Annotated in this window: 14 protein-coding genes; 7 read left to right on the forward strand and 7 right to left on the reverse strand. The window is 44.9% G+C overall.

Translation table 11 applies throughout. The features are described 5' to 3' along the window. Positions 1-65 precede the first annotated feature (65 nt). Entirely contained in the window at positions 66-692 is a 627-nt protein-coding gene (gene upp, locus ACED28_RS05510) for a uracil phosphoribosyltransferase (RefSeq protein ID WP_009847387.1), read from the reverse strand. A 169-nt stretch (positions 693-861) separates the two neighbouring features. Here upp and purM point away from each other — a divergent pair, with 169 nt between their 5' ends. Both purM and purN read left to right on the forward strand, forming a co-directional pair. Beyond that, on the forward strand, positions 862-1902 hold the full coding sequence (purM, locus tag ACED28_RS05515) for a phosphoribosylformylglycinamidine cyclo-ligase (RefSeq protein WP_371709469.1): 1041 nt from the start codon (positions 862-864) through the stop codon (positions 1900-1902). A gap of 120 nt (positions 1903-2022) precedes the next feature. Continuing rightward, positions 2023-2709: a phosphoribosylglycinamide formyltransferase gene (gene purN, locus ACED28_RS05520; RefSeq protein WP_086027545.1), complete on the forward strand. Its 687-nt coding sequence runs from the start codon at positions 2023-2025 to the stop codon at positions 2707-2709. A 135-nt stretch (positions 2710-2844) separates the two neighbouring features. On the opposite strand, the gene ACED28_RS05525 is transcribed toward purN, so the two are convergent. Continuing rightward, the gene (locus tag ACED28_RS05525; RefSeq protein ID WP_009847389.1) at positions 2845-3690 is read right to left on the reverse strand and encodes a class II glutamine amidotransferase; all 846 of its coding nucleotides are present in this window, start codon (positions 3688-3690) and stop codon (positions 2845-2847) included. A 67-nt stretch (positions 3691-3757) separates the two neighbouring features. Continuing rightward, positions 3758-4333 carry a D-sedoheptulose 7-phosphate isomerase gene (lpcA, locus tag ACED28_RS05530; RefSeq protein WP_009847390.1) on the reverse strand — a complete coding sequence of 192 codons (576 nt, stop codon included), beginning with the start codon at positions 4331-4333 and terminating at the stop codon, positions 3758-3760. 328 nt (positions 4334-4661) lie between these two features. Between lpcA and fadE the strand changes: the two genes are divergently transcribed. Next, a complete protein-coding gene (fadE, locus tag ACED28_RS05535) occupies positions 4662-7127 on the forward strand; it encodes an acyl-CoA dehydrogenase FadE (protein WP_371709470.1) in 2466 nt (821 codons plus the stop codon). 190 nt (positions 7128-7317) lie between these two features. Here the strand turns inward: fadE and ACED28_RS05540 are convergent, their stop codons facing one another. Next, positions 7318-8565 carry a TIGR03503 family protein gene (locus ACED28_RS05540; protein ID WP_371709471.1) on the reverse strand — a complete coding sequence of 416 codons (1248 nt, stop codon included), beginning with the start codon at positions 8563-8565 and terminating at the stop codon, positions 7318-7320. Between the two features lie 9 nt (positions 8566-8574). Further along, positions 8575-9342, reverse strand: coding sequence for a DNA polymerase III subunit epsilon (gene dnaQ, locus ACED28_RS05545; RefSeq protein WP_009847393.1), 768 nt, complete (start codon positions 9340-9342; stop codon positions 8575-8577). Positions 9343-9398: 56 nt separating this feature from the next. Here dnaQ and rnhA point away from each other — a divergent pair, with 56 nt between their 5' ends. Next, complete coding sequence (gene rnhA / locus ACED28_RS05550) at positions 9399-9863, forward strand: ribonuclease HI (protein WP_009847394.1); 465 nt, start codon at positions 9399-9401, stop codon at positions 9861-9863. A 56-nt stretch (positions 9864-9919) separates the two neighbouring features. On the opposite strand, the gene ACED28_RS05555 is transcribed toward rnhA, so the two are convergent. Beyond that, a complete protein-coding gene (locus ACED28_RS05555; protein WP_009847395.1) occupies positions 9920-10705 on the reverse strand; it encodes a class I SAM-dependent methyltransferase in 786 nt (261 codons plus the stop codon). A 53-nt stretch (positions 10706-10758) separates the two neighbouring features. Between ACED28_RS05555 and gloB the strand changes: the two genes are divergently transcribed. The 3 genes from gloB (at position 10759) to ACED28_RS05570 (ending at position 13842) form a co-directional block, all read left to right on the forward strand. Next, positions 10759-11517 (forward strand): hydroxyacylglutathione hydrolase, encoded by a 759-nt coding sequence (gloB, locus tag ACED28_RS05560; protein ID WP_012604588.1) that lies wholly within the window; start codon positions 10759-10761, stop codon positions 11515-11517. Positions 11518-11587: 70 nt separating this feature from the next. Then, complete coding sequence (locus ACED28_RS05565; protein WP_017103656.1) at positions 11588-13159, forward strand: LysM peptidoglycan-binding domain-containing protein; 1572 nt, start codon at positions 11588-11590, stop codon at positions 13157-13159. Then, entirely contained in the window at positions 13156-13842 is a 687-nt protein-coding gene (locus tag ACED28_RS05570) for a YIP1 family protein (protein WP_009847398.1), read from the forward strand. Before ACED28_RS05565 ends, ACED28_RS05570 begins: the two co-directional genes overlap by 4 nt. A gap of 138 nt (positions 13843-13980) precedes the next feature. On the opposite strand, the gene ACED28_RS05575 is transcribed toward ACED28_RS05570, so the two are convergent. Next, a complete protein-coding gene (locus ACED28_RS05575) occupies positions 13981-14823 on the reverse strand; it encodes an endonuclease/exonuclease/phosphatase family protein (RefSeq protein ID WP_009847399.1) in 843 nt (280 codons plus the stop codon). Positions 14824-14840 lie beyond the last annotated feature (17 nt).

The raw sequence follows: 14840 nt of genomic DNA on the forward strand, positions 1-14840 counted from the left end.
TTTTATTAATACGGCTAATTCAGCGAGTTAAGAAACGGTTTAGCGTAACTTAAGCTGAAACCGAATTACTTAGTACCGAAGATCTTATCACCAGCATCGCCAAGACCAGGAACAATGTAGCCCTTGTCGTTTAGCTTCTCATCGATTGCAGCAGTGTAAAGCTCAACATCTGGGTGCGCTTTTTCTAGTGCAGCGATACCTTCAGGGGCAGCAACAAGTACCAGTACTTTAAATACTTTACAGCCTTGCTCTTTTAGAAGGTCAAGAGTTGCAATCATAGAACCGCCAGTTGCTAACATTGGATCAACCACTAGAGCAATACGCTCATCAATGTTAGATGCTAGCTTGTTGAAGTATGGTACAGGCTCTAATGTTTCTTCGTCACGGTAGATACCTACGACACTGATTCGAGCACTTGGCATATGCTCTAAAACACCATCCATCATGCCTAGACCTGCACGTAGGATTGGCACTACTGTTACCTTTTTACCTTTAATTTGGTCAACTTCTACTGGGCCGTTCCAACCATCAATAGTTACACGTTCAGTTTCAAAGTCTGATGTCGCTTCGTATGTTAGAAGGCTACCCACTTCTGTCGCTAGCTCACGAAAACGCTTAGTACTAATGTCACCTTCACGCATCAGGCCAATTTTATGTTTTACTAGCGGGTGTTTCACTTCAACAACTTTCATTTCCAACTCCGGCAATATTTAAACAAACCTGTAGATTATACACGAACTGTGGGGTTATTTCAGAATCTTTATTCTAATAAAAAAAACCGCGCAAACGTTTGCTCTTCATAATCAAGCCCTGTTAGAATAGCGCCGTTTTCACATCCAACTTAAGTTCGAGGACTATCCCGTGAGTGGTAATACTTCTTCTCTAAGCTACAAAGACGCTGGTGTTGATATCGATGCAGGTAATGCACTAGTAGACCGTATTAAAGGTGCTGTTAAACGCACTCGTCGCCCTGAAGTAATGGGCGGTATTGGTGGCTTTGGCGCCCTATGTGAACTTCCAACGAAATACAAAGAGCCGGTACTTGTTTCAGGTACTGATGGTGTTGGTACTAAACTTCGCCTTGCTTTGGATCTGAAAAAACACGACACCATTGGTATCGACCTAGTGGCAATGTGTGTGAACGACTTAATCGTTCAAGGTGGTGAGCCGCTATTCTTCCTAGACTACTACGCAACAGGTAAGCTAGATGTAGATACAGCAACAGATGTTGTTTCTGGTATTGCTGAAGGCTGTGTTCAAGCAGGTTGTGCACTCATCGGCGGTGAAACTGCTGAAATGCCAGGTATGTACGAAGGCGACGACTACGATGTAGCCGGCTTCTGTGTTGGTGTTGTAGAAAAAGCTGACATCATCGACGGTACTAAAGTAGCTGCAGGCGACGCACTTATCGCTGTTGGCTCAAGTAGTCCACACTCAAATGGTTACTCTTTGATTCGTAAAGTTCTAGAAGTTTCTGGTGCTGATAAGAGTGAAGAGCTAGAAGGTCGCACTATCGGTGAACACCTACTAGAACCGACTAAGATTTACATCAAATCGGCACTTAAGATGATTGCAGAGCATGACATTCATGCTATCTCGCACATCACAGGTGGTGGTTTCTGGGAAAACATCCCACGCGTACTTCCTGAAGGTACTAAAGCAGTGATTGATGGCAAGAGCTGGGAATGGCCTGCTATCTTCAACTGGTTACAAGAGAAAGGTAACGTGGAGACATTTGAAATGTACCGCACTTTCAACTGTGGTGTAGGCCTAGTTGTTGCTCTACCTAAAGATCAAGCAGACGCTGCGGTTGAACTGCTGAAAGCCGAAGGCGAAAACGCTTGGGTTATCGGTGAGATCGCAAACGCTGAAGCTGGCGAAGAGCAAGTTGAAATCAAATAAGTGATATGCTCACTTACTTAGTTAATCAATGAGGACCTTATGGTCCTCATTTTGCTATTTGGCCCACAGAAAACCTTAGTTTATGTAGGTACATTGTAAACAGTTCAGTTAATCAATCGCATGACCCACTCTATGAAAAACAGCCATTCTATGAATAACAGTCACTCTAAGAAAAACATCGTCGTTTTAGTTTCAGGAAGCGGAAGTAACTTGCAAGCAATTTTGGACGCCTGCGATAGCAATATGATTGATGCTTCAGTTAAAGCTGTCTTCTCAAACAAAGCAGAGGCTTTTGGTCTAGAGAGAGCAAAATCAGCAGGTGTTGACGCACATTCTGTGAACCCAAAAAACTATGGTTCACGTGAAGAGTTCGATCATGAATTGATGATTCAGATCGATGCTTACCAACCCGATTTAATCGTACTTGCGGGATACATGCGTATCTTGAGTTCAGAATTTGTTCGTCACTATGCCGGTAAAATGGTCAACATCCACCCTTCCCTGTTACCTAAATACCCAGGCCTACACACCCACCAGCGTGCCATTGATGCACAAGACAAAGAGCACGGTACAAGCGTCCACTTTGTTACCGAAGAACTTGATGGTGGCCCTGTAATCTTGCAAGCCAAGGTGCCGGTATTTGAAGATGATGATGCTGACATGTTAGCAAGCCGAGTACTGACTCAAGAGCACTGTATTTACCCGATGGTTTGTAAATGGTTTGCTGAAGATCGTTTATCGATGGTAAACGGGAGGGCTGTCTTAGACGGTGAAACATTAGGTACACACGGTTACGCAGAAGAGTAATTAATAAGGTTGTTCTCCCAGAGTAAATCACGGAAGAATAAGCCTTAAAAAACAGAAAACAAAAAGGCCGCTCACTGACTTATTAGTACAGTAAGCGGCCTTTTTTAATCAGGACAAATAATAGTATCGACTAGATTAGCTCAATGGTTCAGTAGGCGCTTGGCTTGCCACCTTCTTCGGAGCATAAGCGACATCTTCCAACGCTTGGTGGTTGTTGCCAATTAACTCTCCAAAATGAAACAGCGCGTATTCACCCGGCTTCATTCTAAACCACTCTTCATTGTCTGTTAGAGGCTGAGTTGCGACGACGGTTACCACATCATTAGGCGTGGTCTCTTCTTGGAAGTTAATCTCAACATCTTCATCAATCAGGCTCGCGTTACCAAAAGGAGCTCGTCTTGTTATCCAGTATAAATGGTTCGTACAGTAGTTCATCACGTACTCACCGTCACTGAGCAACATATTGAAAACACCTTTCTCTCGTAACTGGTCACAGCACTCAGCGACAAAGCGAAACATACCTTCCATATCTTGAGGAGGTTCAGGAAAACGGTCTTCAAGTTGTTTCAACAACCAGCAGAAAGAGAGTTCGCTGTCCGTCTCACCGACAGGTCTGAATCGACCACTAATCAGATCATCATAATCCGTTAGTTGACCATTGTGAGCAAAGGTCCAGTATCGTCCCCAAAGCTCACGAGTGAAAGGGTGAGTATTTTCTAGATTAACGCCACCGCGGTTAGCTTGACGGATATGACTGACAACAGCTTGGCTCTTAATTGGGTAGTTTTGAACCAGCTCAGCGATCTTTGATTCACAACTAGGATTAGGGTCTTTAAATGTACGAAAACCCTTCCCCTCATAGAAAGTAATACCCCAGCCATCACGATGTGGACCAGTGTTGCCTCCACGCTGCATAAGGCCAGTAAAGCTAAAACAAATATCAGTTGGCACATTCGCGCTCATACCGAGCAATTCACACATGGTTTAATCTACTCCCTATTTAAACCAATGGAGCCACAAACCTAGGCTCCAAATGTCTGTAAAACTATTATTCCATTTCTTTTTCAACAAGCTGAATCACAATGTGGATGATCTTAATGTGGATCTCTTGGATGCGATCAGCGTAGCCAAAGTGTGGGACTCGGATTTCGATATCAGCACAACCTGCCATTTTACCGCCATCTTTACCGGTCAGCGCAATGGTTTTCATCCCTTTAGCTTGAGCAGCTTCAATCGCTTTTAGGATGTTGCCAGAGTTACCTGAAGTCGACAAACCAAACAACACATCGCCTTTACGACCCACGGCTTCTACATAACGAGAAAATACGTGGTCGTAGCCAAAGTCGTTACTCACGCAAGACAGGTGACTCGGATCTGAAATCGCAATACCAGCAAAACCTGGACGATTTTCACGGTATCGGCCTGTTAGCTCTTCCGCGAAATGCATTGCATCACAGTGTGAACCACCGTTACCACAAGAAAGCACTTTGCCTTCTTGCTTGAATGAATCTGCAATCATTTTTGCAGCAGCTTCAATTTGAGCAATGTTATGGTCATCACTCAAGAACTTGTTCAGAACGTCAGCAGCTTCGTTCAATTCACTTTTGATTAGGTCTTGGTACATTTGGCTTATCTCTTATGTTTTTTGACGCAACTTAAAGTGCGTGAAATGAGAATTGAGGGTTTTCCCCTCTTTATCACTGAGTTTACCCACAAACATGAAATAGTGTCGACACTTAAGCCCAAAGATTGCCATCTTAATTAACCTCTCACTGTCGATCCGCCCAAATATTCACCACCAACCTCTCACAATTAGAACTTTAACTCTATTGAGATCACTTTTTATTCACTTTGGAGTTTTACAAATATTTAATATTTTGTTTACACTTGACTGGTTAGACCTCTTACCTAAACTTAATAACAATAAGTGATCTCTGAAAAGGAAATCGATCATGAACATATTGCTCTCCCTACTCGGCATGACAGCCATCTTAGGCGTCTGTCTTTACCATAGAGTTAGTCTGGTCCGTGCGTTAATTGTGTTAACCGGCGCAATGGTAGCATTAACACTGCTTGGCGGCGTGGCTGTTACTGGCTGGCTTTGCTACCTGTTAGCGGTTGCGATCTTTGCTGTACCTACCATTCGCCAGACCCTGATTAGTCAAAAAGCACTTTCTTTGTTTAAGAAGGTTCTACCAGCAATGTCTCAGACGGAAAAAGAGGCATTGGAAGCAGGCACAGTATGGTGGGAAGCAGAGCTGTTCAAAGGCAAGCCTGAGTGGAAGAAGCTTCAAAACATTGCGGATCCGAAACTTTCTGAGGCGGAACAAGCGTTTTTAGATGGCCCAGTCAATACAGTGTGTGAAATGGTCAATGATTACCAAGTAACACATGAGCTTGCTGATTTACCACCAGAAGTTTGGCAGTACCTAAAAGACCATAAATTCTTCGCCATGATCATCAAGAAAAAATACGGCGGTTTAGAATTCTCAGCTTACGCTCAGTCGTTAGTTCTACAGAAGCTAACGGGTGTTTCTAGCGTATTATCCTCAACCGTTGGCGTCCCTAATTCGTTAGGTCCCGGTGAGCTATTGCAACACTATGGTACAGAAGAACAAAGAAACCACTACCTACCTCGCCTAGCCGAAGGTAAAGAGATCCCTTGTTTTGCCTTAACTAGCCCAGAAGCCGGCTCAGATGCTGGCTCAATTCCAGATTACGGCGTGGTGTGTAAGGGTGAATGGCAAGGCGAAGAAGTATTGGGCATGCGCCTAACTTGGAACAAACGTTACATCACTCTAGCGCCTGTTGCGACCGTTTTAGGCTTAGCCTTTAAACTGAGAGACCCAGAAGGTCTGCTTGGTGACAAGCAAGACCTTGGCATCACCTGTGCCCTTATCCCTACCGATTTGAAAGGCGTAGAGATTGGTAACCGTCACTTCCCACTCAACGTGCCTTTCCAAAATGGTCCGACTCAAGGTGATGACATCTTCGTGCCTATCGATTTCATCATCGGCGGCCAGAAAATGGCAGGACAAGGCTGGCGTATGTTGGTTGAATGTCTGTCGGTTGGTCGTGGTATCACACTGCCTTCAAACTCAACCGGTGGTATTAAATCTGCAGCATTAGCAACTGGTGCTTACGCTCGTATTCGTCGTCAATTCAAACAACCCATTGGTCGCATGGAAGGGGTTGAAGAGCCACTGGCACGTCTAGCAGGTAACGCCTATGTAATGGATGCAGCAAGTAACCTGACGGTTGCGGGTATCGATCTTGGTGAAAAGCCTTCGGTTATCTCAGCAATCGTGAAGTACCACTGTACTCACCGTGGCCAACGCAGCATCATCGATGCGATGGATATCGTCGGCGGTAAAGGCATTTGCTTAGGCCCATCGAACTTCCTCGCTCGTGGTTACCAAGGCTCACCAATTGCAATTACGGTTGAAGGCGCAAACATCCTGACTCGTTCAATGATCATCTATGGTCAAGGCGCGATTCGCTGCCACCCTTATGTTCTGAACGAAATGGAAGCGGCTTATTCGGAAAGCAGCGATGCACTTGATAAGTTTGATTCAGCATTAGCAGGACACGTTAGCTTCACTATGAGTAACCTAGTCCGCAGCTTGTGGTTTGGTTTAACCGACGGTCGTGGTTCAGATGCTCCAACACCATCCAATAAAACGGATAAGCAGACACAGCGTTACTACCAACAGCTGAACCGCTACAGTGCTAACCTAGCGCTACTGTCTGATATTTCAATGGCTGTATTAGGCGGCTCACTGAAACGCAGAGAGCGCCTATCAGCAAGACTAGGGGATATCCTGAGTCAACTCTACCTAGGTTCAGCAACACTTAAGCGCTTTGAAAGCGAAGGTAGCCATGCTGAAGATCTCCCATTAGTCCATTGGGGTATGCAAGACAGCTTGCGTCAAACTGAAGTCGCGATTGATGAGTTCTTGGCGAATTTCCCTAACCCTGTGATTGGTCGACTACTTCGCGTTGTGTTAATGCCATTTGGCCGTATCCGTCGTGCACCAAACGATAAACTGGATAGCCAAGTCGCGCACATCCTACAAACACCAAGCGAAACACGCTCTCGTATCGGCCGTGGCCAATACTTGGAAGCAACGGAATACAACCCTGTAGGCAAGATTGAAAAAGCGCTAGAAGTGATTCTTCAAGCTGAACCTCTGTTTGATAAGGTTTGTAAAGAAACACATCAAAAACGTGCTTTCTTACGACTCGACCTTGTCGCTCAGCTGGGACTTGAGAAAGGTATCTTAACGCAAGAAGAAGCAAATCTTCTGATTAGCGCTGAGGAACATAGACTGTACACAATTAACGTTGATGACTTCTCACCAGAGGAGCTTGCAGCAAAGACTCAGTACCCAGAACAATCGATTGATAACGTCGCTTAAGGTCAGAGACAGAAACAAAAACGGGACTCCTATGAGTCCCGTTTTTTTATTCATCACTTCATTGTCACAAATTTTAATGCTTACTCTCTCGAGGCTTGCTCTATCTAAGTTTAGTCTCTCGAGGTTTGTTGTCCCGAGGTTTACTCACTCAAGACAACAACCTCAAGACAACTCTAGGAATGCAGACGAGTTACTTAGGTGCCTTGAGCTGCATCTCGGGTAACGCTCTCTTCTTCGCTGTGATTTTACGTATTACAAACCAAATCAGTAAGCCCAATAAAATCGCAGCCACATTACCTACCGCTATAATCATTATGCTGCGCTGCCTGTCATCTTCTCTTTTTTGAAGAATCATTAATTTTTCAGCAATACGTTTCTGCTCAGCAAGAGCTTCCTCTTGAAGACGTCGAGATTCTGCTAGGTCTATCTCTTGAACAACGCTGTACGACTGCTCGGTAATCGGGAAGATCAGTGGACGCTGGCTTGACGCATCGGTGGCATAAACTATCCCCGACCAAGTGTAAATTCCCAAATCATCATTATAAGGCAACGATAAAGATACTTTCATCGCATCCGCTTCGGCTTGGCCTTGCTTATACATCACATACCCGTCAGGGGCTTTATACTCAACGTGAGCTGCTAACGAGCTCGGTGCAATCATACCTGGTTCGCCAGATGCCACTACAGTATGAGATAAACCTTCTTTGCGAGACTGAATGAAGGTGGTGGTGATTGGCGTTGGATAAACCAAGACCTCTTGCTCTTGTGCTCGCAGGAACACACCATTACCAGAAGTAATTCGAGCTCGATATTTACCAGGCTCAATGTCCATTGGTAACGACACCGTGAACACACCATCTCCCGCTTTTTCGTCAAGATCAACGCCATCATCGGCAAACTCCCCCATCACTACCGGAATTGGTCGCGCTTCTCTCACTAACGATTCTTCATTTTCAACAAACTTAGTAAAAGTAACCTTAAGTTTTACTCTGTCGAGAAAGTCCCGCAACACAAGCGGCTTACCGTCTGAAGTCAAACGGGCAGTAAATTTTATGTGTTCTGTTTGATACAGCTTATCCGGAAAATCATTGGCGTCTAAAACCAGATGAGATAAGAGTTTGATATTATTTTTAGGTGATACTTTACCTACCGCTTGCCAAGGACCCGGCATCGGATTGTCGATAGAGATAATATCCATTGACGATTCTTGGTACCAACGGACATTATCACCGTGACGCAAAGCATGATACTTCTTGCCATCAGGACGAACCAAGACGACGGGTTTAGAATTATCGGCTCGATAGATCACAAAAGTAACTTGCTCGATACTGGGATCAACTCGAAAGCGATTATCCAATAAACTCATTACAGATTCTGTTGCTGCGTGTAAGCCAAAGCTCAACAGCAATAAACAACCTGTAGCCAATACCCTTAACATACTTTCTCCCTACTGACGCCAGAGGCAGCTTCCGCTTTTCTCGACGAGGTCTAAACGACTTTGATGCGCTTCTACTTCATCGGCCGTAGCTCGCAAAACCTTTAGGGATTTTCGACCACTTTCTGCTCTTCGTATGCTTTCGCCTTCACCTTCTTGTTGGCCAGCGTTAAATTGCAGCGAAGTTTGCCCACCTGTCATCAATAAGTAGACGTCAGCTAGAATCTCCGCATCGAGCAATGCGCCGTGAAGAGTACGGTGTGAGTTATCAATACCATAACGGTCACATAAGATATCTAGATTGTTTCTTTTCCCTGGGAATATCTTCTTCGCCATCGCCAAGGTATCGGTAACTTTACAGTAGTCATCCGTTTTACCTATCGCAGGGTTAAGTTTCTCAAACTCATAATCCATAAAGCCCGTATCGAAGGGCGCGTTATGAGCCACCAGCTCCGCACCTTTAATAAAGTCGAGAAACTCTTTATGTATGTCTTGGTATTCTGGTTTATCAATCAAGAATTCATCGGTAATACCGTGAACGCCAATTGCCTCTTCTTGAATCGCACGATCGGGCTTGATATAGACGTGAAAGTGACGCCCAGTCAGCCTACGGTTGATGATCTCTACTGCACCAATTTCAACGATGCGATGTCCCATATAGTGGGGGCCACCCTCTGTATTCATACCGGTGGTTTCGGTATCGAGTACAACGATGCGTTTGTTTTCATTCGAACTGTTTTTTTCGTTCGTGCTTTGTTCTGGAGTGCTACTGGTATTCATAAGGATAACTGTGTCAGACTATGCCGATAATGTGCTTGAGGTAATAGTATCAAATCATGACGAAACAAGTTGAAATTTTCACTGATGGTTCTTGTTTAGGCAACCCAGGTCCTGGCGGCTACGGCATCGTACTTCGCTACAAAAAAGTAGAGAAGACGTTAGCCGAAGGTTTCACCTTAACCACCAATAACCGCATGGAAATGCTCGCCGCTGTTGTGGCTCTCCAAGCCCTCAAAGAGCCTTGCTCTGTCATTCTGACCACAGATAGCCAATACGTGCGTCAAGGTATCACCCAGTGGATTCACAACTGGAAAAAGCGCGATTGGAAAACAGCCGATAAAAAGCCCGTTAAAAACGCAGACCTGTGGCAAAGACTCGACAAAGAGACGGCGCGCCATAGCGTTGATTGGCGCTGGGTTAAGGGGCACGCGGGGCACCGAGAAAATGAAATGTGTGATGATTTAGCTCGAAGTGCAGCTGAAAACCCGACCCAAGAAGATACGGGCTATCAGCCAAGCTGATCATTTTCTTAAAGGAAATGTCAGTATCTAAAACAGATATAGCAATGGAAAGCCGACTATGAGTCGGCTTTTTCTGCTTTTAACGGATACGAAGTTTTAGCGGAGTCCAAGGTGCGACGCGTATTGGTTCTAAAACTGGCTCCTACAGGAGAGAAGCGTCGCTTAAGGTGCCAATGTGGCTTGATAGGCTTAAGTGGATAAGTACGTTTACGAGCAACAATAAAGTATTGGCTACCAGCGAACGATGCGCAGCTGCCTAAGCTGTTCTCCAACCACGTCCACATCGCTTGGTATTTACTCATAGGGAACAACGCGTAGGTGTCACAATGAATCACTTCATAATTAAGTACGCCTAGCCAATCTTTAATTCGGTTTGGCGTATACATACGCCCACTCCATGGCAAGCTGTTCTTTCGCCAAGGCATCAAACTGGCAAGCCCAGTCACACTAAAAGGGTTAAAGCCGGTGATAATAATATAGCCATCGTCCATCATTACTCGGTCGACTTCTCTCAATAGCCGGTGTGGGTCGTTGCTATAATCTAACTGATGACTCAGCACCACAACATCAAAGCTTTTCTCTAAAAAGGGTAAATTATAACCATCTGCTATCACATTATGTAATGGGTTCTGGATATCTAGGTTTACTTGATGTTGAATGTTGCATGTGCAGCTAGAAATCTCACTGCTGAGGCCACCAAGTTTGAGCATATGGTAACCAAATAGTTTTGGGCACCACTCATCGAGTCGAGTTTGAATAGATTCTCTCAACCAGTCCCCATTGTGCAATTGTGCCCAAGTATAAGGACGCTCAAACTTCTTTCTGCTACGTGCTGGCTTCATCAATAATCTGTCTCACTTATTCTGTCTCACTAAAAGTGACTGGAGAACCAATAATGTTACATATCAAAAGCATACCTGCATTTAACGACAATTACATCTGGCTGATTCAAAATAGCGATCGCCGTTGTGCTGTTGTCGACCCTGGTGATGCAGCTCCAGTATTAGAGTACTTAGCACACCATGAGCTAACTTTAGATGCAATCTTGATTACGCACCACCACCACGATCACATTGGTGGCGTGCCAGAGTTGGTAAGACAATTCCCTGGCGTGGATGTCGTTGGCCCCAAAAATGAACCTATCCCGACCTTAACGCATCCCGTTGATGACGGTGACCAATTAGAGCTGTTTGGCGAAGTATTCCTCGTGCTAGGGCTTAGTGGGCACACCGCTGGGCACATTGGTTATGTTGGTGATGCCAAACTGTTTTGTGGCGATGTACTGTTTTCAGCTGGTTGTGGGCGAATCATGGAAGGCACACCACAGCAGATGTTTGATGCATTGAACAAGATCACAGCACTCCCACAAGAAACCGAGGTTTACTGTGCTCATGAATACACGGCAGCCAATATCGCTTTTGCACTGGCTGTTGAGCCTGACAACCAACATTTGCAACAATACCGCGACCAAGTGAATCGGCTTCGAGCCCAAAATAAGTCGACCATCCCCACAAATTTAAGACAAGAAAAGTTTATTAACCCCTTCTTACGCTACACAGAACCAAGTGTAGTGAAATCAGTATCTAATCGTACTGAGCAGACCGATCCTTTATCGGTTTTTACCGCTTTACGTGCGTGGAAGAACGAATTTTAACAAATACAGGCTTGTCACTCATAGGGAGTGGCAAGTATTATCATCGGCCGTTTATTAAAAAGGCTGTAACATGCGAGTTAAGTACAGCTGGGCTTTGGTACTACTACTTTCTGGTTGCCAATTAACTCAGTCAGAGAATCCAGACCAAGCTTCCGAGCAAACCAACACCTCCCCTACTAAAGAAGTTTCTCAAGCGAACGTTTCATCGGGAGCGATCCAAGAACAACCAAAAGTTGAAACACCCGTCGTTACTCCACAAACACAGCAAGATGTTTGGAAACGTATTGCGATGCAACTTGAAATGGAAGTGCCGGACCAAAAGAAAGTCGACTACTACCGCACTTGGTACCTCAAGCACCCTGGTCATCTAAAAACTGTATCAAAACGCGCTGAACCTTTCCTTTACTTGATCACAACTAAGATTGAAGAAAGAGACTTGCCTTTAGAGCTGGCCCTGTTGCCCGTCGTTGAAAGCTCGTTTGATGCATTTGCTTATTCTCACGGTAGCGCTGCTGGACTATGGCAGTTCATTTCGGGTACTGGCAAAGCTTACGGACTAGAACAAAACTTCTGGTACGATGGCCGCCGTGACGTAGCCGCTTCAACCGACGCTGCATTGGATTTCTTAACCGACCTGAACAAACGTTTTGATGGGAACTGGCAACACGCAATCGCTGCCTACAACAGTGGCGGTGGTCGTGTGAACAGCGCAATCCGTAAGAACAAGAAGCTGGGTAAGCCAATCGACTTCTTCTCTCTAGACTTACCAAAAGAGACCAGCAGCTATGTACCTAAGCTACTTGCACTGGCCGACGTGATTGCCAACCAAGAAAAGTATGGCATCGATATCCCTGCGATCCCGAACAAGGCAGTACTGACTCTGGTTAACCCAAATGAACAACTTGATTTAGCCATTGCCGCAAGCTACGCCGACATTCCTGTCAAAGAGCTGCAAGGCTACAACCCGGCTTATAACCAGTGGGCAACGGCACCAGAGAAACACCAACAATTATTGCTTCCTCTAAGCTCTGTTGAGAAGTTCAACAAAGAAGTGGCAGCCAATAAAGGCAAAGGCATGAAGTTGGTGCGCTATAAAGTGCAATCTGGCGATAGCATCAGCGTACTGGCGAGTAAATACAACACCACCAGCAAAGTGATCCGCTCTGCAAACGGTTTGAGCAACAATAATATTCGTGTTGGTCAGCACCTATTTATTCCAACATCAACCAAAGACGATAAGACATACGCACTAAGCGCTTCAAATCGCCTAGCAAGCACACAGTCAAAGAGTCGTGGTCAATATAAGCTTAGCCATACCGTAAAAAGTGGTGATAGCCTATGGACGATTGCGCGCGCAAATAAGGTATCTCACCAATCACTGGCTAAGTGGAATGGCATGGGACCACGTGACACTCTTAGAATTGGTCAAGAACTGGTCATTTGGAAGAATAGTTCAGACGGTGCCATCATCCGAACTGTCTTTTATAACGTAAGATCAGGTGACACAGTCAGCGGTATTGCATCAAAGTTCAAAGTAAAAAGCGCAGATGTTGTAAAATGGAACGCTTTGCAGAACAAGAAATACCTACAGCCAGGACAAAAACTGAAGCTGTATGTTGATGTAACTAAGGTAAGTGTATGAACCCGTCAAGTAACCCACTCGTCATGCTGTTGGATATATTCCGTTCACCAACAGCGTGTTTCTTAGCGCTTTATCAACGAAGTGCTTGGGGATGGCAACCCTACGTCGTATTAATGCTCAGCCCATTCTTATTTTGGGGAGCCTATTTTTCGAATGTAGATTTTGCATGGTTAAGCGCTGAGTTGTCACAGCAACTGGCTCAAACAAACCCTGACCAATTGGCGTTACTTGACAGTAATACTCTACTCGCGAGTGAAATCATCAGTGATGTATTCGGCCGTACGTTAACCATCATTCTGTTGGCATTTTGGTTTAACTTAGCAACAAAGCCAAGCCAACACCAACATAGCTTTTGGCGATGGTTTGCAGCCGCATCGGTAGTGATATTCCCTGCCGTTCTAGGCGATGTAGCAAGCTACGCAAGCCTGATACTCAAGCACGGGCATGTGATGAGCTACGCGGCCGACTTGAACAGCTTAAACGGCTTAATCAAGTTGCCACTAACCAATGATTGGTCGCAATTTGCCAGCTCATTACCACTCTTGTTGCCTTGGTACATTGTATTGGGTTATGCAGCAGTATTAACTTGGACGGAGTTTGAGCGTGGTCAGGCACTGGTCATCTCTGGTTTGCCATGGGTTGGCTATTACCTAATCTGGGCTCTCTACATTTTAATCTTTTAAGCTGAATAGATAAAAACAAGGCTAGCGAAAATTCACTAGCCTATTTATTCCCCTGCTTATTACCCAAAGTAACCACAGTGTGAATGGTGAATAGCTAAGATCCAATGACTAATAGGCTAATAGGCTAGATAGTTTCTTCTATTTAGCCTTAAAGGTCACTCGCATAGGGTTATGATCAGAGGCGTCCGTAATGGGCGCCTTTGCTTTGTCTACTTCTAACCCTCGATAGAACACATGATCGAGCACCAACCCTGTCATAAACTGTGTACGGTTATCTGGTTCAAAAGCAACTTCCGTCAAACCTACCTGTTCCAACGCATCTTTCAATACAGCAAAGCGAGCTTCACTCCAACTGTTAAAATCCCCAGCAAAAATAACAGGCCCACGATACTTTTGGAGATTGTCGGTTAAGCTCTTGAGCTGAGCCTCATAATCTTCCGTACCAAAGGTAAAGTTCACCGCATGGATATTAATCACAGCCAGTTCTTCGCCATTACTTAGCAGATAGCGAGACCAAAGTGCAGATTTAGGTAATTGAAGCCAAGGTTCTTCATGAGTATAAGCACAAGCTTCAATCGGTAGATGCGTCGCTAGGTTGAGTACGCCTGCACTTTGTTCAAAAGCTTCAAATGCATTCACTCGAGTACTTCCCCATTGACCACTCGTTACCCATTGGCGAAGCCCTTCTGTCATACTCGCTTCTTGCAGCAAAACTAAATCGCTACCGGCTGACAGCTGATTTAACTCACTTTGCCAATTATTTCGGTTTTGCTTATAGATATTCCACACGGTAATGTCTAGGCCATCAGACACATCAATCGCTTTCGGGGCTGAGTTTTGGTAGCAGCTGTAGATATCGTTGCTAGTATTTTGAGAAGAAGTGATCAAATTGGGTTTATTCGGGATCACGAAGATAATATGAAAGCTAACAACAGCAAGCGTTATCAATAGCGTGATAACAATGATGGTTTTCTTAAACATACAGCACCCTACCAGAA

Origin of the sequence: Vibrio sp. 1F253, from assembly GCF_041439295.1 — a bacterium.
GTDB classification, from domain to species: Bacteria; Pseudomonadota; Gammaproteobacteria; order Enterobacterales; family Vibrionaceae; genus Vibrio; species Vibrio tasmaniensis_A.